Here is a 22,040-nt window from a genome sequence, read left to right as displayed (position 1 = left end):
CCAGCAACCTGGAAGGAGCGCGTACGAGACTTATGAGAAGCCCCCTGATCCTGGCCGGTGTCGGCCTGTTCGCCCTTACTGCCCAACCGCTATTCGCGCAGGAAGAGCAGAGCCCACCCGAAGGTGCGCCCGCGCAGACCGAGGCCGCGCCGGCCGCGACGCCCCCGCCGATGGCAGGGTCCGCCACCGGCAGCGCTCAGGCCGGGCCGAACCGGCGCTTTACCGGCGAAGATCTTTTCAACCTGGCCGTCGCCGCCGACCCGGAGATCAGCCCGGACGGCCGCCGCATCGCCTATGTGCGCCAGTCGAACGACATCATGCAGGACCGCGCGGTCAGCAGCATCTGGATGATCGACACCGCCACGGGCAGGCAGACGCCGCTCGCCGGGCAGGACGGCGACGCCTTTTCGCCGCGCTGGTCGCCCGATGGCACGCGGCTTGCCTATGTCTCCACCGCCGGCGGCAGCCCGCAGCTCTGGGTGCGCTGGATGGACGGCGGAGAGGCGGTGCGCCTCACCGGCCTTCCCACCAGCCCGAGCAGCCTCGCCTGGTCGCCCGACGGGCAGTCGATTGCCTACACCATGCTGGTGAAGGATGAGGGGCTGAAGCTAGGTAGTCAGCCCAAGGACAAGCCCGAGGGCGCGAAATGGGCCGAGCCGCTCGAGATTTACGACCTGCTCACCTACCGCGCCGACGGGCAGGGCTATATCCAGCCCGGCTTCGACAAGATCTTCATGATCCCGGCCAGCGGCGGCGCGCCGCGTCAGCTCACCTTCGGGCCCTATCATGACGGCGGCCCGCTCAGCTGGTCGAAGGACGGAAGCACGCTCTATTTCGGCGCGAACCGCAAGCCCGACTGGCAGACCGATCCGGTGGAAGGCGAAGTCTATGCGCTCGATATCGCCAGCGGCGCGATCCGCCAGCTGACCGACCGTGATGGACCGGACGGCCACCCGGTCGTCTCGCCGGATGGCAGCAAAATCGCCTATCTCGGCTTCGACGATGCGCGCCGCGCTTATGAGAATGACGATCTCTATGTGATGAACACGGACGGATCGAACCGGCGCATCCTCACCGAAAACTGGGACTTCAGCCCGGCCAATATCGTCTGGGATCATGACGGCGGCGGCATCTACGCCCAATATGACGATGCGGGCGAAACCAAGGTGGCGCGCATCGGCCTCGACGGATCGGTGCGCGATGTGGTGAGCGGCGTGGACGGCGGCGGGCTGGACCGGCCCTATACCGGCGGCAGCTTCTCGGTGGCCGATAACGATGCGATCGCCTTCACCGGCGGCACAGCGACGCGGCCTGCCGAGGTGCAGCTGGAGGCGAACGGGCGCACCCGCATCCTGACCGATCTCAACGCCTCGATGCGCGCTACCAAGGCGCTGGGGCAGGTGCGCAAGATTACCGCCACGTCCAGCGTAGGCGGCCTCTTGATCGACGGCTGGCTGACGCTGCCGCCGGGCTATGTGGAGGGCAGCCGCGTTCCGTTGATCCTGGAAATCCATGGCGGTCCCTTCGCCGCCTATGGTCCGCATTTCTCCACCGACAACCAGCTTTATGCCGCCGCGGGCTATGCTGTCCTTTCCGCCAATCCGCGCGGCTCTACGAGCTATGGCGAGGATTTCGCCGATGCGATCGACAAGGCCTATCCGGGCAACGACTATTTCGATCTGATGAGTATCGTCGACCAAGCGGTGGAGATGGGCGTGGCCGATCCGAACGCGCTCTACGTCACCGGCGGTTCGGGCGGCGGGGTGCTGACCAGCTGGATCGTCGGCAAGACGGACCGGTTCAAGGCCGCCGCCGCGCAGAAGCCGGTGATCAACTGGACCACGCAGGCGCTCACCGCCGACGGCCCGGCCTTTTTCGGCCCCTATTGGATCGGCGGCCAACCCTGGGAGAATCAGGAAGCCTATTGGAAGCTTTCGCCGCTCTCGCTGGTCGGCAATGTGGAAACGCCCACGCTGGTCGTCGTCGGCAGCGAGGATTATCGCACGCCGGTGAGCGAGGCGGAGCAATATTATACCGCGCTGCGCCTGCGCGGCGTGCCCACCGCACTGGTCAAGGTGCCCGGCGCCAGCCATGGCAGCATCGCCGCGAGGCCGTCGCAGGCTGCGGCCAAGGCGGCGGCGATCCTGGCATGGTTCGAAAAGTACAAGGCCGGCTGGTCACCTCCCGCGGAGGCCTCGGCACCCTGAGCGCTCACGTCATTGCGAGGAGCCGGAGGCGACGAAGCAATCCAGGGCGACTGCAGCGCTGTAACGGCTCTGGATTGTCGCGTCGCCCTGCGGGCTCCTCGCAATGACGGGCCTTTTTCTGTCCGTTAGGAAACAGCAGCCCATAGCCCTGAGCTTGTCGAAGGGCGTTTCTCCCTATCGCACTGCATCTGATAAACGCCCTTCGACAGGCTCAGGGCTACGGATTGGAGGCTGTGGACCGCCCCCTCAGCTCTTGCCCCAATATTCGTCGCGCAGCAGGCGCTTGTAGAGCTTGCCCGTCTCCGCGCGTGGCAGTTCGTCTCGGAAATCGTAGCGGCGCGGGGCTTTGACGTGGCTGAGATGCTCGCGCGCGAAAGCGCCCAGCCGCGCGGCCAGTTCGTCGCGGTCCGCTTCCGGATCGGCGGGCTGGATCACGGCGACCACCTCCTCGCCCATTTCCTCATGCGGCGCGCCGATCACGGCGGCGTCCGCCACATCGGGATGCGTCACCAGCAGGTTCTCGATCTCCTGCGGGTAGATGTTCACGCCGCCCGATATGATCATGAAGCTCTTGCGGTCGGTAAGGTAGAGATAGCCCTCCTCGTCCAGCCAGCCGACATCGCCCAGCGTGTTCCAGCCCTGTTCGTTATGAACCTCGGCGGTCTTGTCGGGGTCGTTATGATATTCGAACGAGGCGCCGCCCGCGAAGTAGATGGTGCCTTCCTTGCGCGGACCCAGCACGGTGCCGTCCTCGCCCACGATCTTGGTGGTGGAGACGAGATTGCGACCGACCGAGCCTTCATGGGCAAGCCATTCCGCACTGGAAATGGCGCACAGGCCGCTGCCTTCGGTACCCGCATAATATTCGCCGACAATCGGCCCCCACCAGTCGATCATCGCGCGTGTCACCGGCACGGGGCAGGGCGCGGCGGCGTGCCAGACGGCTTTCAGGCTGGAATGATCATAGGCCTGCCGCACCTCCTCCGGCAGTTTCAGCATGCGGATGAAATGCGTCGGCACCCACTGCGCATGGGTGACCTTGTACCGCTCGATCAGCCGTAGCGCTTCTTCCGGATCGAACCGGTCCATCACCAGCACGGTGCCGCCCACCTGTTGCACGGCCATCGACCAGCGCAGGGGCGCGGCATGATAGAGCGGGGCGGGCGAGAGATAGATCATGTCCGCGGAGAAACCGTAGAGCCCCTTGCCGAGCATCGCGAGCGGCGAGACATTGGTGCCGAACGGTTCTTCGCTCAGCGGATGCTTGATCCCCTTCGGATGGCCGGTGGTGCCGGAGGAATAGAGCATGATGCCGCCCGGTCGCGGACCGTCCAGCGCCTGCGCGGACTGCTCGTCGCGCGCGTCTTCATAGGAACGAAAGCCGGGAATCGTGCCGTCCGCCATCAACAGCGCGCAGTCGTCCAGGCGCGGCGCCAGCTCGGCGGCGAGGGTGGCGACACCCTTGCTCGCGATCAGCACCCGGCAATCGCCGTCGCGGACGATATATTCGGCTTCGGCGGCGTTCAGTTTGGACGAGATGCAGGTACAGTAGATGCCGCTGCGCTCCGCCGCCCACAGGATTTCGAAATAGCGCGGCGAATTGTCCATCAGCAGCGCCATGCCCTGCCCGCGTGTCAGCCCCAGCGAGCGGATCAGCCGCGCGCCCCGATTGGCACGCGCGTCCAGTTCGGCATAACTCACGCACTCCCCGGTCGCGGCCATGATATAGGCCGGGTGGTCCGGGCGGTTCACCGCATGGTCAACCGGGTGCAGGCGCATGGCCTCGCTCATCGTTCCTCTCCTTCAAGCGATAACGCCCGCTTTGCGCAGGTCTGCGATCTTTTCCTCGTCATAACCGCATCGGCCGAGCAGATCATCGCTGTGCACGCCCGCTTTCGGGGGCGGGGTCGGTGCATCGGTCGGCGTGCCGCCGTAGCGCGGCGCGGGCGCGGGTTGGGTAACTCCGGCGACCTCGATAAAGGTGCCGCGCACGGCATTGTGTGGGTGCTCGGGCGCTTCGGCCATGGAGAGCACCGGCGCGAAGCAGATGTTCGTATGCTCCATCTTCTCGCACCAATGATCGCGCGGTTTGGAGGCAAAGATAGCGGCCAGCTTGTCCTTCAGCGCGGGCCAGCGGCCTGCGTCCATCTGCGCATCGAAATCGGGATCGTCGGTGAGCCCCAGCGCTTCGCGGAGTTGCGCATAGAATTGCGGTTCGATCGATCCGATCGAGATGAACCTGCCGTCGGCGCACTCGTAGGTGTCGTAAAAATGTGCTGCACCGTCGAGCAGGTTGGTGCCCGCTTCGTCCTTCCACATGCCGGCGGCGCGGAAGCCCCAGGTCATGGCGGTGAGCAGCGCCGATCCGTCCGTCATCGCGCAGTCGATCACCTGGCCGTCCGCGCCGTTCTTCACGGCGAGCAGCGCGCTCACCATGCCGAAGGCCAGCATCATGCCGCCGCCGCCGAAATCGCCCAGATAATTGACCGGCGGCACCGGCTTTTCGCCCTTGCGGCCGATGCCGTGCAGCGCGCCGGACAGCGCGATATAATTGATGTCGTGCCCCGCGGCCTGCGCATAGGGCCCGGTCTGTCCCCAACCGGTCATGCGGCCATAGACAAGCTTGGGATTGTCGCCGAGTAGGATGTCGGGACCCAGGCCCAGCCGCTCGGTGACGCCGGGACGGAAACCCTCGATCAGCCCGTCGGCATCCTTGGCCAGATCGCGGATCAGCGCGACGCCCTCGGGCGATTTCATGTCGACCGCGATCGAGCGGCGGGAGCGCAGCAGCGGATCGGTGGCCTGTATACGCCCACCGATGCGCTCCACACGGATCACCTCCGCGCCGTGATCGGCCAGCATCATGCCGCAAAAAGGAGCAGGGCCGATGCCTGCCAGTTCGATGATGCGGATACCGGCCAGCGGTCCTGCCATGAAAGGCTCCTCTCTCAAAAGCGAGGGGCCGATCTTGGCGCCGGCCCTCCCGTGGGGGTCGACGCTCAGCGCGCGGGGTAGCGCAGCCGTCCTATGAAGCGCGACAGGCTCAGGCGATCGCGGTCTCCGCCGCCGGTCCACTGCGCCTTGGCCTTTTCGAACTGCATCACATTCTCGATCCGCCGGGCCAGGAAGGCGCGGGTTTCCGCATAATCCTCGCTATCGTCGTTGACGAACACGGTCAGCGTGGAGCCGTAGACGCCGGTCAGGATCATGCGCTTGGTATAATGGTTGTAATCGGTCGCGGTGTCGCCCGCCATCCGCCACATCCGGTCCGACGTGCGCCAGGCGATCTTGGCGGTGCGCGGCAGGTTCTGCGGCATGGCCTGGATTGCCATCGCGCGGCGCAAGGCCTCCTTGTCCGGCTCCGCTATTTCCAATCGGGTTTCGATCATGGAGCGGATCTTGTCGCGGATCTTCATCGCATCGAGCGTCTCCGGCGGAAGCCGCCGGGCCATCTCGGCATCGGTCGATTCGATCCAGGCGTCGATCATGTCCATCGCCCCGCCCTTGAAGGCGAGCCGGGCGATGTCCGGATCCACGTCTGCACCCTCGGCCGTCATCGTGACCGCTTCGGGCGTCCACCCATCGAAAGCCGCATTCTGCGCGAGCAGCGGCGCGAGTTTCACGCGCACTTCGTCCAATGTCAGGTCTGCGGGATCGCTCATTGTTTCCTGGTCCATGGGGGATGAGCCTATAGTCTTGCTGCGCGCATGCAAAGAACTCCTTCGATTGCAGCGGGAACGCGCCGCACCTAGCTGGGTTTCAGACCGAAACTGAATTCATGATAAGGAGTGACCCATGGCCGCAAGCCTGTTCGATCCCATCCGCCTCGGCGCCATCGAGGCGAAGAACCGCATCCTGATGGCCCCGCTCACCCGCGGCCGCGCGACACGCGAGCATGTGCCGGTGGAGATGATGGCGACCTATTATGCGCAGCGCGCCGGCGCCGGGCTGATCATCAGCGAAGCGACGGGGATGAGCGCGGAAGGGCTCGGCTGGCCCTATGCGCCCGGTCTCTGGAACGCGCAGCAGACCGAGGCGTGGAAGCCGGTGACCGATGCCGTGCACGAAAAGGGCGGCAAGATCATCGCGCAGCTCTGGCATATGGGCCGCATCCACCATTCCAGCCTGAACGAGGGCAAGCAGCCCGTATCCGCCAGCGCCACCACCGCGCCCGGCCAGGCCCACACCTATGACGGCAAGCAGGATTTCGAGGAGGCCCGCCCGCTCGAGCTGTCCGAAATTCCGCGTTTGCTGGACGATTATGCGAACGCTGCGGAGAATGCGAAAAAGGCGGGCTTCGACGGGGTGCAGCTGCACGCGGCGAACGGCTATCTGATCGATCAGTTTCTGCGAGACAACAGCAATCTGCGCGAAGACGAATATGGCGGCTCGATCGAAAACCGCACCCGGCTGCTGCGCGAAGTGACCGATCGGCTGATCGACATCTGGGGCGCGGACCGCACTGCCGTGCGCCTGTCGCCCAATGGCGCGACGCAGGGCGTCGACGATAGTAATCCGGAAGCGCTGTTCACCCATGCCGCCGCTTTGCTGAACGAGCGCAAGATCGCCTTTCTGGAACTGCGCGAGCCCGGCCCGGACGGCACCTTCGGGCGCACCGAAGTACCCAAGCAGAGCCCGGCGATTCGCAAGGCCTTCGGCGGCCCGCTGGTGCTCAACAGCGATTACGGGGTCGAGGACGGTCAGGCCGATCTCGATGCGGGCCGCGCCGACGCCATCAGCTATGGCCGCCCCTTCCTCGCCAACCCGGATCTCGTGGAGCGTTTCCGCGAGGGCGCGCCGCTGAACGAGGGTGAGATGAAGACGTGGTACAGCCAGGGGCCGGAAGGCTATATCGACTACCCCACGCTGGAAGAGCAGCGCGCGGAGGCCTGAGCCTCGCGGGATAGACCAAACCCGTTCGGGCCGAGCCGGCCGAAACCCGGCTCGGCCCGAACGGAATAATGATACTTTGCTACATCGGTGCTAGCCAAGCCCCGGCTTTATTGATAATCGGTCGCAGTTTCATGAAACTGTCCGATTTGCCAAGACGTGTCCCGGCCCGCATTGCCGCGATCGACTGGGATTCGCTCCCCCCCGCCGAAGGCAGCCGCCTGCGCGCGCTCGGCTTCGAGGCTGGCGCTTTCGTCGAGACGCTGCACAAGGGCATGCTATTCTGGCGCGATCCGATCGCGGTGCGGATCGGCCGCATGACGGTGGCGATGCGCACGCATCATGCTGCTGCGATCGAATGCGAGGAACGGCGCTAGGCCGGGACGGACGGGACGCGAGCTATGACGACGCATCAACCCCTTATCGCGCTGGCGGGTAACCCGAATGCGGGCAAGAGCGCGCTGTTCAACGCGCTCACCGGCGCGCGGCAGAAGATCGCCAATTATCCGGGCGTGACGGTGGAGCGCAAATCGGGCCGCCTGTTCCTGTCGGACGGCCGCCCGGTCGAGGTGGTCGATCTGCCCGGCAGCTACAGCCTCAAACCCCATAGCCTCGATGAAAAGGTGACGCGCGACGTCGTAACCGGACAGCTGGACGGCCAGCGCCGCCCGGACGCCATCGTCGTTGTCGTCGATGCCTCCAATCTCGACAACCATCTGCGCTTCGCGCTGGAGCTGATCGACCTCGGCCTGCCGGTCGTCGTCGCGCTCAACATGGTCGATCTGGCCAAGCGCGACGGGCTGGAGCTCGATCCGCAGAACCTGTCCGCGCAGCTCGGCGTGCCGGTGATCGAGACCGTCGCGGTACGCCGCCGCGGGATCGCCGAGCTGAACGATGCCATCGAAAACGCGCTGGCGGGTGGCCGTTCGGACGTGCCGCTGCCGGCCGATCTCGACAATGAAGACCGGCTCGCCATCTATTCGGTGCGCGCCCGCAAGCTCGCCCGATCGGCGATCAAGAGCGAGACGGCGACGCGGCAATGGACGCGCATGATCGATTCGGTGCTGCTGCACCCGCTGGCCGGCATGGTCGTGCTTATCGGCCTCATGTTCCTGATGTTCCAGGCGGTGTTCGCCTGGTCCGAGGCGCCGATCGGCTGGATCGAGGGCGGCATGGACTGGCTGGCGGGCCTTGCCGGCGGCGCGCTGCCCGACGGCATCGTGCGATCCTTTGTGGTCGACGGCGTGATCGCGGGTGTCGGATCCGTTATCGTGTTCCTTCCGCAAATTCTGATCCTGTTCCTCTTCATCCTGGTGCTGGAAGCGACGGGTTACATGACCCGCGCGGCCTTCGTGATGGACCGGATGATGGCGAGTGTCGGGCTGTCGGGGCACAGCTTCATCCCGCTGCTCTCCAGCTTCGCCTGCGCCATTCCCGGCATCATGGCCACCCGCTCGATCCGCGACGAGAAGGACCGGCTCACCACCATCCTCGTCGCGCCGCTGATGACCTGCTCGGCGCGCCTGCCGGTCTACACCATCATCATCGCCTCCTTCATTCCCGCGCGCAGCGTGGGACCGGGCATCGGGCTGCAGGGCCTGGTGCTGCTGGGCCTCTATCTCTTCGGCATCGTCGGCGCGATGATCGTCTCGCTGGTCCTGCGGCGCAGCGTGACGAAGGGCGCGGGTTCGGGCTTCCTGATCGAGATGCCGAAATATCAGATGCCGCATATCCGCGACGTGGCGATCGGCCTGTTCCAGCGCGCCTGGATCTTCATGCGCCGCGCGGGCACGATCATCTTCTTCGCCACCATCCTGCTCTGGGCGCTGCTCAGCTTCCCCAAGGCGCCTGCGGACAGCGGCATCAGCCAGGTCGATTATTCGGTGGCGGGCCGCATCGCCAACACGATCACCCCGGCGGTGGAGCCGATCGGCTTCAATCGCGACATTGCGCTGGCGCTGATCCCGGCCATGGCCGCGCGTGAAGTGGCCGTCTCCGCGCTCGGCACCGTCTATGCGATCGATGCCGAGGATGACGAAGGCGCCACAGTGCTGGGCGACCGGCTGGCCGCGGACTGGACGCTGCCCACCGCGCTAGCCTTCCTGATGTGGTTTGTGTTCGCGCCGCAGTGCATCTCCACAATCGCGGTGACGCGGCGCGAGACGGCAGGCTGGAAATGGCCCACCTTCATGGTCGTGTACCTGTTCGGCCTCGCTTATGTGATGAGCGGGCTGACCTATTGGGCCGCACGCGCGGCGGGTCTGTAGCGCTCCGTTCAAAAAGTCCGTCCGCCGGTCGGGCTTGGCTTGTCCTGACGGACCCCTTTATCTAAGCCTTCCGGCAAGACGGTGCTTCGACAAGCTCGGCACGAACGGACATGGGTGCGGCAGACGCACCGAACACGGAGACAATCATGGCAGGCTCGGTCAACAAGGTCATTCTCGTCGGCAATTTGGGTGCCGATCCGGAGGTGAAGACCTTCCAGAATGGCGGGCGCATCTGCAATCTGCGCATCGCGACGTCGGAAAACTGGAAGGACCGCCAGACCGGCGAACGGCGCGAGCGGACCGAGTGGCACACGGTGACGATCAAGTCCGACGGCCTGGTCGGCGTGGCCGAGCGCTTCCTGCGCAAGGGCTCCAAGATCTACGTTGAAGGCCAGCTGCAGACCCGCAAATGGCAGGACCAGTCGGGCAATGACCGCTACTCGACCGAAGTGGTGCTGAGCGGCCCCGGCGCAGTGATGACCATGCTCGACGGCGCATCGGGCGGTTCCGGCGGCGGTGGCGGCGGCGGAAACTATGGCGGCGGTGGCGGCAATTATGGCGGCGGCGGGTCCGGTGGCGGATCGGGCGGCGGCTGGAACCAGGGCGGCGGCGGAAGCGGCGGCTCGGGTGGCGGATCCGGCGGCGGTGGCGGCTGGAACCAGGGCGGCGATTTCGCCGACGATCTGGACGACGAAGTGCCGTTCTGAGACGCGTTCATCATAGCGAACGAGACCGGAAGCCCCGCCCGAAAAGCGGGGCTTTTGCTTTGCATAGCTATTCAGGGTCGAAAGCCGGGAGCCTTCAGCCCATTTCGCGCGCTGTAACGCCAGCGGGTGCGGACGGACCGGGAGAGCCGCCGCATGGGCCCGCTTAGCCAAGGATTTAGTATATGACCGCCAGCGATCCCGGCGCCGGTAAGCGCGCTCTCGTTCTTTTTGCCCTCGCTCTGGGCGGGTTTGCGATCGGCTCCACCGAATTTTCGGCGATGAGCCTCTTGCCCTTCTATGCGCGCGAACTGGGTCTGAGCGAGCCCGTCGCAGCCCATGCGATCAGCGCCTATGCGCTGGGCGTGGTGGCGGGCGCGCCGCTGCTCGCCTTTCTCGGCGCGGGGCTGCCGCGCCGACGGCTGCTCGTGGGGCTGATGATCGCCATTGCGGCGGGCAACGCGCTTACCGTCTGGGCGCCCACTTATGGCTGGCTGCTCGCCTCCCGCTTCGTCAGCGGCCTGCCGCACGGCGCCTATTTCGGCGTCGCCGCGCTGATGGCGGCTTCCGTCATGCCGGACAAGCGCGCGCAATCGGTGGCGCTGGTGATGCTCGGCCTGACGCTTGCCACCATCATCGGCTCCCCGGCGGCGAACTTCATAGGCCTCACCGTCGGCTGGCGCTGGGGATTTGCCATCGTGGTTGTCCTCGCGCTGCTGACCGCGCTGTCGGTGCAACTGTTCGCCCCGCTCCAGCGTCCGGAAAACGGCCGCGATCCGAAGAGCGAGCTGTCCGCGCTCGGCAACACGCAGGTTTGGCTGACGCTGGGTGCCGGGGCGATCGGTTTCGGCGGCATGTTCGCGGTCTACAGCTTCATCGCGCCGTTGATGACCGAAGGCATGGGCGTTTCGCCCGACATGGTCCCCGCCATTCTCGTCGTGTTCGGCATCGGCATGACGGTCGGCAATCTGGGTGCGGGCTGGCTGGCGGATAGGGCGATGAAGCGCACTGCGATCGGCCTGCTCGTCTGGAGCGCGATCGTGCTGGCCGCGCTGCCGCTGATGACCGGCAATCTGCTGCTGCTCGGCATCGGCTGCTTCGCCATCGCGCTGGGCGGCGGCCTCGGCCCGGTACTGCAGACGCGGCTGATGGATGTGGCGGGGGAGGCACAGACGCTCGCGGCCTCCTTGCACCACGCCGCGTTCAACGCCGCCAATGCGCTGGGGCCGTTCCTGGCGGGCGCGGCGATCAGCGCGGGTTACGGCTGGACCGCACCGGGCTGGGTGGGCAGCCTGCTCGCGATCGGCGGCCTTGCGATCCTGCTCGTCTCTTTCTGGCTCGAGCGGCGGCGTGCGACGCCCGATATCCCCGCAGAGCTATGTCCGGCGGAGTAGGCGCGCCGATGCGCCCGTGATAACGCATCCGGCATGACCGCTCTTGCATCCATCGCCGCCGTCGTCCTGATCCTGCTGGCCATCGTCCTCGTCGGGGGCTCCGCCATCCGCAGGCCGAGCGCGGGCGGGGTTGGAGCCCCAAAAACCTTCGATCGCAACACCATCGTGATCGGCGCGGGATCGGCAGGTCTCACCGCCGCCTATCTTGCGGCGAAGGCCGGCGCAAAAGTCTCGCTGGTCGAAGCGCGGGAGATGGGCGGTGATTGCCTCAACACCGGCTGCGTGCCTAGCAAGGCGCTGATCCGCAGCGCGCGCGCCGCCGCTGCGATGCGCGAGGCGGCGGAATACGGGCTGACCGCGGCCGATCCGCAGCCCGATTTCACTCGTGTGATGAGCAGGGTTCGTCAGGTGATCCGGGACATCGCGCCACATGACAGCGTGGAAACGTTCACCGGCTACGGCGTCGACGTGATCCCCGGCTATGCGCGCTTCGTGGACCCATGGACGGTGGAGATCGCGCTGAATGCTGGCGGCACGCAGCGCCTTACCGCCCGGCATTTCGTGGTCGCGACCGGCTCCGAGCCCGTGGTGCCGAGCATCGAGGGAATTGAGGCGAGCGGTTATCTGACCAGCGAGACGCTGTGGGACGCGATGGGCGAGCGGGCGCTGGTGCCCGAACGGTTCGTCATCATCGGCGGCGGGCCGATCGGCTGCGAACTGGCGCAGAGCTTCCAGCGGCTGGGATCGCAGGTGACGCTGGTGGAGCAGTCGGACCGGCTGATGGGGCAGGAGGATGCCGATGCCGCGGCGCTGCTGCGCGAGGCGCTGGAAGCGGACGGCGTTCGCGTGCTGACGGGGCATGAGGCGAAGCGGTTCGCGCTGGACGGCGAGGGGCGCCACCTCATCGCTAAGGAACCGGACGGAGAGAAGCGGCTGGATTACGACGCGCTGCTGATCGGCATCGGCCGCAAGGCCCGGCTGTCGGGCTATGGTCTGGAAGACATCGGTGTCGATACGGATCGCACCATCGTCACCGACGGGCGGCTGTCCAGTTCGCTCCCCCACATCTTCGCCGCGGGCGATGTGGCCGGGCCGTTCCAGTTCACCCATGCCGCGGGCTATCAGGGGCTGAAAGCGGGTTATAGCGCGCTATTCGCCCCGCTCTACAGTCCGAAAGCCGCCGATCCGGTGATGCCGCGCGCCACCTACACCTCGCCCGAAGTCGCGAGTGTCGGCCTGAATGAGGCGAGCGCTGACGAGCAAGGCGTGGCCTATGAAGTCACGCGTTTCGCAATGGCGGAGCTGGAACGCGCGGTGGCCGAAGGCGAGACCACGGGTTTCGTCAAAGTGCTGACGAAGCCGGGCAAGGACGAAATTCTGGGTGCGGTGGTCGTCGGCTCGCACGCTGCGGAAATCCTGACGAGCTTCACGCTGGCGATGACCCACGGCCTGACGCTGACGAAGCTGATGGAGACGATCTACCCCTATCCGAGCTGGGCTGAAGCGGCGAAGCTGGCGGCGCAGGAGCATGGGCTGGCTCATGTCTCGGACAGGCTGATCGCGGTGGCGAGCCGCTATCTGCGCTGGCAGCGGGGGTAGCGCGGCCCGCCTCGAATTCGCATCGCCGTCATTGCGAGCGGAGCGAAGCAATCCAGGGCCCCGCAGCACCACGTCTTGCGCCAATGGGCCCTGGATTGCCGCGTCGCTTCGCTCCTCGCAATGACGAAATTGGAGCCTCAGCCCTTCCCCTTGCCCTCGAGCATCGCCTTCAGGCCGGACAAAGCGCCTTTCGGCTCCACCTCATCCTCGCCTATCACACCGGCTTCGGCCAGCGCCTCGGCCGCGCCTTCGCTGCGCGGATAGGGATCGAGCGCCAGGCCGAAGCTTTGCGCCGCGGCCTCGCCCAGATCGACGGTGCGGCCGTCGTGGAACAGCGAATCGAGTTCGTCCTCGGCCAGCTCCACCTCTTCTTCCGGATCGCCGCCCTTGGGCACCGGCACGAACAGCAGTTCGATCGGCTCGTCGATGGCGAACGGCACGGGATCGCCCGTGGCGATGCAGGCCTGTGTGCCTTTGGCGGCGAGCCCGCCGGTCACGCGCACCACATCGCCTTCGCGCACCGCCTCGAGATCGGCGGTAAGCGTATCGAGCGACAGGCAATCGAACCGCGCGGCCAGCGCCGTACGCTCCGCCTCATCGGCTTCGAGAGCGGCTTCATAGGGCCGTGAACCCAGTTCGCCGAATTTGACGGGATGGCTGAATTCAGGCGGCGTTTCGGGGCCTACCATGGCGCCCTCCCGCTCAGCAGCGCCTGGGTTTTCAGTTCGGCAAGGCTCGCAGCATGCGCGCGCATCTCCTTTTCGACATGGGCGACGCCCGCGTCCGGCGCGGCCTTTTCGCGGAAAATGTTGCGTCGGATGGCCGCGTCCAGCGTGATTTCTCCGTTGAACGCGCGGCGATAGGCGCCCAGCCGCCCGCCCAGCGCGCTCATCATCTTGCCCATATGCTTGCCCACGCTGACATCCCCGATGCCCAGCTGGCGCAGCTGCCCGTCCATGTCCTGCACGAACAATTCGGTCAGCCACACGCTCTCCTGCCGCGCCTCCTCTTCCGGCTCCAGCTGGAGGAGCACGAGCGAAAGCAGCGCGGCGATCATGTCGAAGCGGCCGTCCATCGTATCGGGCACCGCGCCCGCCTCATACCAATGCGGTTCGCGCGCGCGGGCGACAACCTGATCGTAGAGCGGCTGCATGGCGGTGGCGGGATCGGCTTTCCGCCCGAACATCCGCTGGATCAGTCCCATCTGACGTTGCGTCCCCATATCGTGTCGGCTCAGGTTCAAAGGATGGCGCGGCCCGGTTCATCGCGCGCTCATTCGCCCGTCCATATTGCTATCGGCCGCGCGAGATGCAATGGCGGCGAACGCTGCCATGTCTCATGACGCCCGCCACTCGGGCCGGACCATATCGGAGTATCCATGTCCGCCAATATCCAATCCCTGCTGAAGCTAAGTGCTCTTGGCGCGCTCGTTCTGGGGGTGTCTGCCTGCGGTCAGTTGCAGGCGCATCGCGGCTATATCTTCGATCCGGTGCTGTCGAGCTCGGTCGCCGCCGGGGTCGATAACAAGGCGAGCGTGCAGGGCACGCTGGGCGATCCAACCTTCAAGAGCCAGTTCGGCGATGAAGAATGGTATTATGTCTCGCGCAATACCCGCCAGCTCGCCTTTGCCGAGCCGCGCCCGACTGAGCAGACCATCCTCCACATCACCTTCGATTCCGCGGGTAATGTCAGCGAGGTCGATCGCATCGGGCTGGAGCAGGTTGCCGACATCAACCCGGTGGGCGACAAGACGCCGACCCGCGGGCGCGAGCGCAGTTTCTTCCAGGAGCTGTTCGGCAATATCGGCGCAGTGGGCGCACCGGGCGTTCCCGGCGGCGCAGGGCCGAGCAACGATCCCACCAATCCGGGCGGTTGAGGCCGGCGCTGCCGTCGCACGCAGCGTCTAGCGGGCGGATCGCGGTTTAACGCGCGCCGTTTTCACGAAAGAACGATATCGCTCCTGCTTGCGCGGCGGCGACGCGGTTGGATTTCCTTGGCTTTGCTGTCGATCGAACGGAGCGGCGCAAGGCCAGGAAGCCCCGCGCCACCCCCCTCAAACGCTTATTCCACCGTACCGGCAGCCGCGAGCACGGCCAGCGTCACCAGTTCGGACGCGGTCGAGCTCATCGTGGCGATCTGCACCGGCTTCTCGATGCCGAGCAGCATCGGGCCGATGGTGCGGTCTCCGCCCAGTTCGCGCAGGATCTTGGCGCTTAAGTTTGCCGATTGCAGACCGGGCATGATGAGCACATTGGCCGGCTCCGACAGGCGCATGAAGGGATAGTTCTTCATGAGCTCCGGGTTCAGCGCCACGTCCGGCGGCATCTCGCCTTCATATTCGAAGCCGGCGCCGCGCTGGTCCAGCAGCGTGATCGCGCCGCGGATATTGTCCAGCCACTTGCCCTCCGGATTGCCGAAGGTGGAATAGCTGAGGAAGGCGACGCGCGGTTCCTGGCCCATGCGCTTGGCCACCTTGGCGGTCTGCTCGGCAATGTGCGCCAGCATCTCCGGGGTCGGCCGTTCGTTCACCGTGGTGTCGGCAATGAACACGGTGTGGCTTTTGCCGACCATCACGTGGATGCCGAAGGGATGCGCGCCCGGCGTGGGATCGAGCACGCGGCGCACCTCGCGCAGCGACTGGCTATAGGTGCGCGTGGTGCCGGTGATCATCGCATCGGCCTGGCCCAGCTTCAGAAGCGCCGAGCCGAAGATGTTGCGATCCCGGTTCACCATGCGCTGCACGTCGCGCCGCAGATAGCCGCGCCGCTGGAGCCGCTCGTACAGCATCTCCACCATCGCGCCGACATGGGGGGAGGAGACGCTGTTGTGGATCTCGAAACTGCCCGGATTGTCGACGCCCATCTTGTGCAGCATGTCGACCACCGCCTTGTCGCGGCCCACCAGCACCGGCACGCCGTAGCCGCCGTCGCGGAACTGGATGGCGGCCCGCAGCACCACCTCTTCCTCCGCTTCGGCAAAGATCACGCGCTTGGGCTCCTCGCGCGCATTTTCGTACACCTGCGTCAGCACCGAAATGGTGGGGTTGAGGCGCGCACGCAGCGAGCGGCGATAGGCGTCCATATCCTCGATCGGTTTCTGCGCGACGCCCGAATCCATCGCCGCCTGCGCGACGGCGGAGGCGACCACTTCCATCAGGCGCGGATCGAACGGGGCGGGGATGATATAGTCGCGCCCGAATTTGTGGGCATGGCCGCCATAGGCATCGGCCACTTCCTCCGGCACCCGCTCACGCGCCAGTTCGGCGATGGCGTGGGCGGCGGCGATCTTCATATCCTCGTTGATCGTCGTGGCGCGCACATCCAGCGCGCCGCGGAAGATGAACGGGAAGCCCAGCACATTGTTGACCTGGTTGGGGTAATCGGACCGGCCCGTGGCGATGATCGCCTGCGGGCGCACTTCGCGCGCCAGTTCGGGCAGGATTTCGGGATCGGGATTGGCCATGGCGAAGATGATCGGGTCTTCGGCCATCCGGTCGACCATCTCGGGCTTCAGCGCGCCGCCGGCGGACAGGCCCAGGAACACGTCCGCGCCTTCCAGCGCTTCGGCCAAAGTGCGCGCATCGGTTTTCACCGCATGGGCCGATTTCCACTGGTCCATCTTCGCGGTGCGGCCCTGATAGATCGGCCCGTCGCGATCGCACATGATGACATGGTCGTGCGGCACGCCCATCGCCTTGATCAGCTCGGTGCAGGCGATGGCCGCCGCGCCCGCGCCGTTGCAGACCATCTTGATATCCTTGAGCTTGCGCCCCGTCAGCATGCAGGCGTTGATGAGGCCCGCCGCCGCGATGATCGCGGTGCCGTGCTGATCGTCGTGAAAGACGGGGATGTTCATCCGCTCGCGCAGGGTCTGCTCGATGATGAAGCATTCGGGCGCGGCGATATCTTCCAGATTGATGCCGCCGAAGCTGGGTTCCATCAGCTCCACCGCCTCGATGAAGCGGTCCGCATCCTCGGTCTTGATCTCGATATCGATCGAATCGACGTCGGCGAAGCGCTTGAACAGCACCGCCTTGCCTTCCATCACCGGCTTCGACGCCAGCGCGCCCAGATTGCCGAGGCCGAGGATCGCGGTGCCGTTGGAAATGACGGCGACCAGATTGCCTTTCGCGGTCAGCTCGTAAGCCTTGCCCGGGTCTTCGGCGATGGCCTTCACCGGCACCGCGACGCCGGGCGAGTAAGCGAGGCTGAGGTCGCGCTGCGTGGCGACGGGCTTGGACGCGATGATCTCGATCTTGCCGGGGCGCCCCTGGCTGTGGAAGTTCAGCGCCTCGCGGTCTGAAAACTGGATCACGCTGTCGCTCATGTCGGGCCCTTTCTGATTGCAGCAACGGCCTAGACGCTAGGGCGAGGCGGTACAACGGGGGTAAGCCGCTAATTTCGCCTGCCGCGCGGTGTCTCTGCATGGATCGCTGGCGATGCCGCCGCGCCTTCGCTATCGAGCGCGCCATGGCCGGACCCACCCCGATGATGGAGCAATATCACGCGCTGAAGGCGCGCGCGGGCGATTGCCTGCTGTTCTATCGCATGGGCGATTTCTTCGAGTTGTTCTTCGAGGATGCGAAGGCCGCCGCCGAGACGCTGGACATCGCGCTCACCTCGCGCGGGAGCAGCGAGGGCGAACCGATCCCGATGTGCGGCGTGCCGGTGCACAGCGCGGACGCCTATCTGGCGCGGCTGATCAAGGCCGGCCACCGCGTCGCCATTGCCGAACAGACCGAGACGCCGGAACAAGCCAAGAAGCGCGCGAAAGAAGAAGGCCGCGGCTCCAAGGCGCTGGTGGCGCGCGAGATCGTGCGCTTCGTTACCGCGGGCACGCTGACCGAGGACAGCCTGCTCGATGCGCGGTCCGACAATATGCTCGTGGCCCTCGCAGAGGCGAACGGCCAGATCGGCATTGCCGCGGCGGACATATCGAGCGGCCGGTTCGAGCTGATGGCGTGCGAGCGCGCTTCGCTGGAGACGGAGCTGGCGCGGCTGCGGCCCAGCGAGATCGTCTGTTCGGGCCGCCTCGACGGCGCGCCGGCAGGCAGCATCGCCCACAACCCCGGCGCGTTCGACAGCGAAAGCGGGGCGAAGCGACTGCGCGAGTTGTACGGTGTCGCAACGCTCGATGGCCTGGGCGATTTCGGGCGGGCGGAGCTGGCCGCCGCCGGGGGCCTCGTCGCCTATCTGACGCACAGCGCGCAAGGGGCTGCGCTGCCTTATCTCGCACCGCCGCAGGCGCAGCGCGATAGCGATCATCTGGGGCTCGACCAGGCGACGCGCGAGAGTCTTGAGATCGTCGCGGCGCAGGGCGGTGGGCGGCGCGGCAGTCTGCTGCACGACGTCGACCGCACCGTGACGGGGGCGGGCGCGCGGCTGCTCGCGCGTGATCTCGCCGCGCCGCTGACCGACCGTGCGCAGATCGAGGACCGGCTGGCGCTGGTCGCCTGGGCGCATGATACCGTCTCGGTCCGCACCGCGCTGCGCGAGGCGTTGCGCGCGCTGCCCGATATCGCCCGCGCGCTCGGCCGCGTGACGGCGGGGCGGGGGAGCCCGCGCGATCTGGGGCAGATTCGCGACGGGCTGCATGGCGCGCACCTGCTCAAATCCCGCCTGGAAAAGACCGAGGGCCGCCCGCCGCTGCTGGACGCTCTGATCCCCGCGCTGGGCGGGCACGGCGATCTAGCAGACCTGCTGGCGCGTGCGCTCGTGCCCTCGCCGCCGACCGAGACCGCGCAAGGCGGCTACATCGCCGCCGGGTTCGATGCGGGGCTGGACGATCTGCGCGAAACCGCGAGCGGGGGGCGCCGCGCCATCGCCGCGCTGGAAGCCGATTATCGCGAGACGACGGGCATTCCGGCGCTGAAGATCAAGCACAACAATGTGCTCGGCTATTTCGTCGAGGTGCCGGCCAAGCATGGCGACAAGCTCATGGCCGAGGATAGCGGCTTCACCCATCGCCAGACGCTGGCGGGCGCGGTGCGGTTCAATTCCAGCGCGCTGCACGAACAGGCCGCGCGCATCGTCGAGGCGGGGGCCCGCGCGCAGGCGGCAGAGGCCGCGCATCTGGAAACGCTGATCGAGGAAACGGCGGCGCGGCGTGAGCGGATCGCTGCGGCGGCGGATGCGCTCGCCCGGCTCGATGTCGCCGCCGCGCTGGCCGAACGCGCCGCCGCCAGCGGCTGGTGTCGCCCGGCTTTTGCCGACCATGCCTGTTTCGAGGTTGTCGGCGGACGCCACCCGGTGGTGGAAAGCGCGCTGGCCGCATCGGGCGAGCGGTTCGTCGCCAATGATTGCGGGCTCGGCCCGGACGAACGGCTGTGGCTCGTTTCCGGCCCCAATATGGGCGGCAAGTCCACCTTCCTTCGCCAGAACGCGCTCATCGTGTTGCTGGCTCAGGCGGGCAGCTTCGTGCCCGCATCCTCGGCGCGCCTCGGCATCGTTGACCGGCTGTTCAGCCGCGTCGGCGCATCGGACAATCTGGCGCGCGGCCGCTCCACCTTCATGGTCGAGATGGTCGAGACCGCCGCGATCCTGAGCCAGGCTACCGAAAACAGCTTCGTCATCCTGGACGAGGTCGGGCGCGGCACGTCCACCTATGACGGCCTCGCGCTCGCCTGGTCGGTGGTGGAGGCGATCCACGAGACCAACCGCAGCCGCTGCCTGTTCGCCACCCATTATCACGAGCTGACGCGCCTTGCCGATACGCTGGACGCGCTCAGCCTACGCCATGTCCGCGCGCGCGAATGGAAGGGCGAGCTGGTGCTGCTCCACGAACTCGCTGCCGGTCCCGCCGATCGCAGCTACGGCCTTGCCGTCGCCAAACTCGCCGGGCTTCCGCCGCCGGTGCTGGCGCGGGCGAAGGCGGTGCTGGACAAGCTGGAAAAGGGCCGCGCGGAAACCGGCGGCCTCGCCGCGGGGCTCGGCGATCTGCCGCTCTTCGCCGCGGCGGTGGAGGCGGAGGAGGAACAGTGCGATACCCTGCGTGAAGGCTTGCGCGCGCTGGACGTCGACGCGCTCTCCCCGCGCGAGGCGCTGGAGAAGCTCTATGAACTGAAGCGCGAGGCGGGCGAGTAGGGCGAGGCTTGGCGTCGGGAGCCGACCGCCTAACCGTGGAAGTGCACCAGATCGCCCAGCGGCGCGCGGTCGGTGATCGCCTTGGTGCTCGGATGGTCCTCGTCGGGATAACCGAAGCTCAGGCCGAAGGTGCAGGCTAGCCCTTCGTCCACGCCCAGTTCGCGCTTCACCACATTGGAATAATGGCCGAGCGCCCCTTGCGCGCAGCTGCCCATGCCGTTCGCCGCAAGCGCCAGCATCAGCGTCTGCGCATACATGCCGATATCCGCCGCGCCGTGCAGTCCGAAGGCCGGCGGCATGAAGAACCAGGCGGCGTGCGGCGCATCGAAGAAGCGATAATTGCGCAGGAAGCTTTCCTCGCGCGCTTCCTTGTCGTGACGGCCGACGCCCGTCGCCTCGAACAGCGCCACCGCCGCGCCGATCCGCCTTTCCTTGTAGATGCCGACATAGGGGTCCTCGCGGTGCCCGGCGTCCGGATCGGCATCGCCCGCGCGCACGGCGGCGATCAGCTTTTCCTCGATCTGGCGGAGCCGATCGCCGGAGACGACATGGGTGATCCAGGGCTGCGCGTTGCAATTGCTGGGCGCGGTGCCGGCAATGCGGAAGATGTGTTCCAGCAGTTCCTGCGGGATCGGGTCGGGCTTGAACGCACGCACCGAGCGACGGGATTTGGCGATGGTTTCGAAGGCGGCGGGAAGATCGGTCATGGCTTCGGTATGCGGATCGGCGGGCGTGCTCGCAAGGGTGGAAGAAGGACGGCCCTTCGACAGGCTCAGGGCGAAGGGTGGTTTGCCGCACTGCTTCCCTACCTCCGTTCGTGCTGAGCTTGTCGAAGCACCGTGTCACTTGGGTTCGGGTCGGGCGCCTATCGCCTGCGCGCATCATCCGCCCGAACAGCCCCTACCCAGGCATCCCGCTGCTCCACGAACGGCAGCGCCAGCGAATCGCGAAAGCCCAGCTCGTCCGGGTCGCGGTAGGCTGGAACGCCGATCGCGATTGCCTCCTGCGGCACATCCAGCCGAAAGGTGCCGTGCAGATGGTCCCAGAAGGCAAATCCGCTGGACCAGTTGCTGTCGGTCTCCGCCTTCACCGCGGAATGATGGATGCCGTGCATGCGCGGCGTGGTGACGAAGCGCGCCAGTACGCGCTCGATCCGCTCCGGCAGGCGCAAATTGCTGTGGTGGAACAGCACGGAGAAGAAGAACCAGCCTTGCCAGATCTGCAGCGCGCGGGGCGAGGTGCCGATCAGCGCTACCTGGGCCCCGCGATAGGGCGCGCTGATCGCCATATCGACGGCGTGGAAACGGATCGCGGTGCTCGCGTCGAGATCCAGATCGTCATGATGGACGAGGTGGAAGCGCCACAGGAACGGCACGCGATGCGTCGCGACGTGCCAGAGATACACCGTGTAATCCATCAACAGCACCGCCGCCGCGTCGCGCAGCCAGGCGGGGCCGGGCAGAAGCTGGACGAGGCCGCGGCGCTTGCGCTCCGCTGCGCGCGCCAGCGGCTGCGTCATCGGCGCTTCGATCCGGTTCACTGCCGCCATGCTCATCGCGCCGAGCGCCAGATTGACGATCGTGCGGCGCGTGCGCGGACGGGTGGGCTGGCGCAGCGGCTGGGCGCGTTCGGCCCACAGGATGCCGATCGCCGCCGCGCCGATCAGCACGCCGCCCGCGATCGCCGCGATGCCGGGGCGTGCGGTGCTTTGCTTGGGCGGTGCGTCCATGCAGCGGGGACGCGCGAACGGGCGCGGCGGTTCCTTCTCGGACCGCACCATCGCTTCGCGAAACTTTCCTACAGCGCCCCGTCGGTGGTAGAGACCGGATCATGATGATTGCCCGCTCGACCCGCCCGCATGCGCCCCGGACCCGTGCTCCGCGGCCCTCGCTTTTCC

17 protein-coding genes are annotated in these 22,040 nt (G+C 66.7%); 9 read left to right on the top strand and 8 right to left on the bottom strand.

What is annotated here, in order from left to right; all coding sequences use genetic code 11:
* Positions 1–32 precede the first annotated feature (32 nt).
* Entirely contained in the window at positions 33–2,207 is a 2,175-nt protein-coding gene (locus tag H7X45_RS10775) for an alpha/beta hydrolase family protein (protein WP_187334877.1), read from the top strand.
* 246 nt (positions 2,208–2,453) lie between these two features.
* Here H7X45_RS10775 and H7X45_RS10770 read toward each other — a convergent pair whose 3' ends face one another.
* The 3 genes from H7X45_RS10770 to H7X45_RS10760 form a co-directional block, all read right to left on the bottom strand.
* Positions 2,454–3,998 carry an acyl-CoA synthetase gene (locus tag H7X45_RS10770; protein WP_246449437.1) on the bottom strand — a complete coding sequence of 515 codons (1,545 nt, stop codon included), beginning with the start codon at positions 3,996–3,998 and terminating at the stop codon, positions 2,454–2,456.
* 12 nt (positions 3,999–4,010) lie between these two features.
* Positions 4,011–5,141, bottom strand: a complete 1,131-nt coding sequence (locus tag H7X45_RS10765; RefSeq protein WP_187334876.1) for a CaiB/BaiF CoA transferase family protein — start codon at positions 5,139–5,141, stop codon at positions 4,011–4,013.
* Positions 5,142–5,206: 65 nt separating this feature from the next.
* Positions 5,207–5,884: a COQ9 family protein gene (locus H7X45_RS10760; protein WP_425498168.1), complete on the bottom strand. Its 678-nt coding sequence runs from the start codon at positions 5,882–5,884 to the stop codon at positions 5,207–5,209.
* 118 nt (positions 5,885–6,002) lie between these two features.
* Between H7X45_RS10760 and H7X45_RS10755 the strand changes: the two genes are divergently transcribed.
* The 6 genes from H7X45_RS10755 to H7X45_RS10730 all read left to right on the top strand — a co-directional run bounded on the left by H7X45_RS10755 (position 6,003) and on the right by H7X45_RS10730 (position 13,061).
* The gene (locus tag H7X45_RS10755) at positions 6,003–7,100 is read left to right on the top strand and encodes an alkene reductase (protein WP_187334875.1); all 1,098 of its coding nucleotides are present in this window, start codon (positions 6,003–6,005) and stop codon (positions 7,098–7,100) included.
* Between the two features lie 131 nt (positions 7,101–7,231).
* Complete coding sequence (locus H7X45_RS10750) at positions 7,232–7,474, top strand: FeoA family protein (protein WP_187334874.1); 243 nt, start codon at positions 7,232–7,234, stop codon at positions 7,472–7,474.
* 24 nt (positions 7,475–7,498) lie between these two features.
* Positions 7,499–9,364, top strand: a complete 1,866-nt coding sequence (gene feoB / locus H7X45_RS10745; protein WP_187334873.1) for a ferrous iron transporter B — start codon at positions 7,499–7,501, stop codon at positions 9,362–9,364.
* Between the two features lie 146 nt (positions 9,365–9,510).
* The gene (gene ssb, locus H7X45_RS10740; RefSeq protein ID WP_187334872.1) at positions 9,511–10,071 is read left to right on the top strand and encodes a single-stranded DNA-binding protein; all 561 of its coding nucleotides are present in this window, start codon (positions 9,511–9,513) and stop codon (positions 10,069–10,071) included.
* A 182-nt stretch (positions 10,072–10,253) separates the two neighbouring features.
* On the top strand, positions 10,254–11,462 hold the full coding sequence (locus H7X45_RS10735; RefSeq protein WP_187334871.1) for an MFS transporter: 1,209 nt from the start codon (positions 10,254–10,256) through the stop codon (positions 11,460–11,462).
* A 33-nt stretch (positions 11,463–11,495) separates the two neighbouring features.
* Positions 11,496–13,061, top strand: coding sequence for a dihydrolipoyl dehydrogenase family protein (locus H7X45_RS10730; protein ID WP_187334870.1), 1,566 nt, complete (start codon positions 11,496–11,498; stop codon positions 13,059–13,061).
* A gap of 137 nt (positions 13,062–13,198) precedes the next feature.
* On the opposite strand, the gene H7X45_RS10725 is transcribed toward H7X45_RS10730, so the two are convergent.
* Both H7X45_RS10725 and H7X45_RS10720 read right to left on the bottom strand, forming a co-directional pair.
* Complete coding sequence (locus H7X45_RS10725) at positions 13,199–13,750, bottom strand: YceD family protein (protein ID WP_187334869.1); 552 nt, start codon at positions 13,748–13,750, stop codon at positions 13,199–13,201.
* Complete coding sequence (locus tag H7X45_RS10720; protein WP_246449436.1) at positions 13,744–14,283, bottom strand: ubiquinol-cytochrome C chaperone family protein; 540 nt, start codon at positions 14,281–14,283, stop codon at positions 13,744–13,746. Before H7X45_RS10720 ends, H7X45_RS10725 begins: the two co-directional genes overlap by 7 nt.
* A gap of 156 nt (positions 14,284–14,439) precedes the next feature.
* Between H7X45_RS10720 and H7X45_RS10715 the strand changes: the two genes are divergently transcribed.
* Positions 14,440–14,937: an outer membrane protein assembly factor BamE gene (locus H7X45_RS10715; protein ID WP_187334868.1), complete on the top strand. Its 498-nt coding sequence runs from the start codon at positions 14,440–14,442 to the stop codon at positions 14,935–14,937.
* Between the two features lie 185 nt (positions 14,938–15,122).
* Here H7X45_RS10715 and H7X45_RS10710 read toward each other — a convergent pair whose 3' ends face one another.
* Positions 15,123–17,387, bottom strand: a complete 2,265-nt coding sequence (locus H7X45_RS10710) for an NADP-dependent malic enzyme (RefSeq protein ID WP_187334867.1) — start codon at positions 17,385–17,387, stop codon at positions 15,123–15,125.
* A 143-nt stretch (positions 17,388–17,530) separates the two neighbouring features.
* Between H7X45_RS10710 and mutS the strand changes: the two genes are divergently transcribed.
* Positions 17,531–20,143 (top strand): DNA mismatch repair protein MutS, encoded by a 2,613-nt coding sequence (mutS, locus tag H7X45_RS10705; RefSeq protein WP_246449435.1) that lies wholly within the window; start codon positions 17,531–17,533, stop codon positions 20,141–20,143.
* Between the two features lie 29 nt (positions 20,144–20,172).
* Here the strand turns inward: mutS and H7X45_RS10700 are convergent, their stop codons facing one another.
* Together H7X45_RS10700 and H7X45_RS10695 are read right to left on the bottom strand one after the other, a co-directional pair.
* A complete protein-coding gene (locus H7X45_RS10700) occupies positions 20,173–20,850 on the bottom strand; it encodes a nitroreductase (RefSeq protein ID WP_187334866.1) in 678 nt (225 codons plus the stop codon).
* A gap of 158 nt (positions 20,851–21,008) precedes the next feature.
* Positions 21,009–21,923: a sterol desaturase family protein gene (locus H7X45_RS10695; RefSeq protein WP_214645486.1), complete on the bottom strand. Its 915-nt coding sequence runs from the start codon at positions 21,921–21,923 to the stop codon at positions 21,009–21,011.
* Between the last annotated feature and the right edge of the window lie 117 nt (positions 21,924–22,040).

Origin of the sequence: Novosphingopyxis iocasae, assembly GCF_014334095.1 — a bacterium.
Taxonomy (GTDB): Bacteria; Pseudomonadota; Alphaproteobacteria; order Sphingomonadales; family Sphingomonadaceae; genus Novosphingopyxis; species Novosphingopyxis iocasae.
The sequence above is the reverse complement of the archived record's forward strand: the minus strand, read 5'-3'. Positions and strand labels throughout refer to the sequence as shown.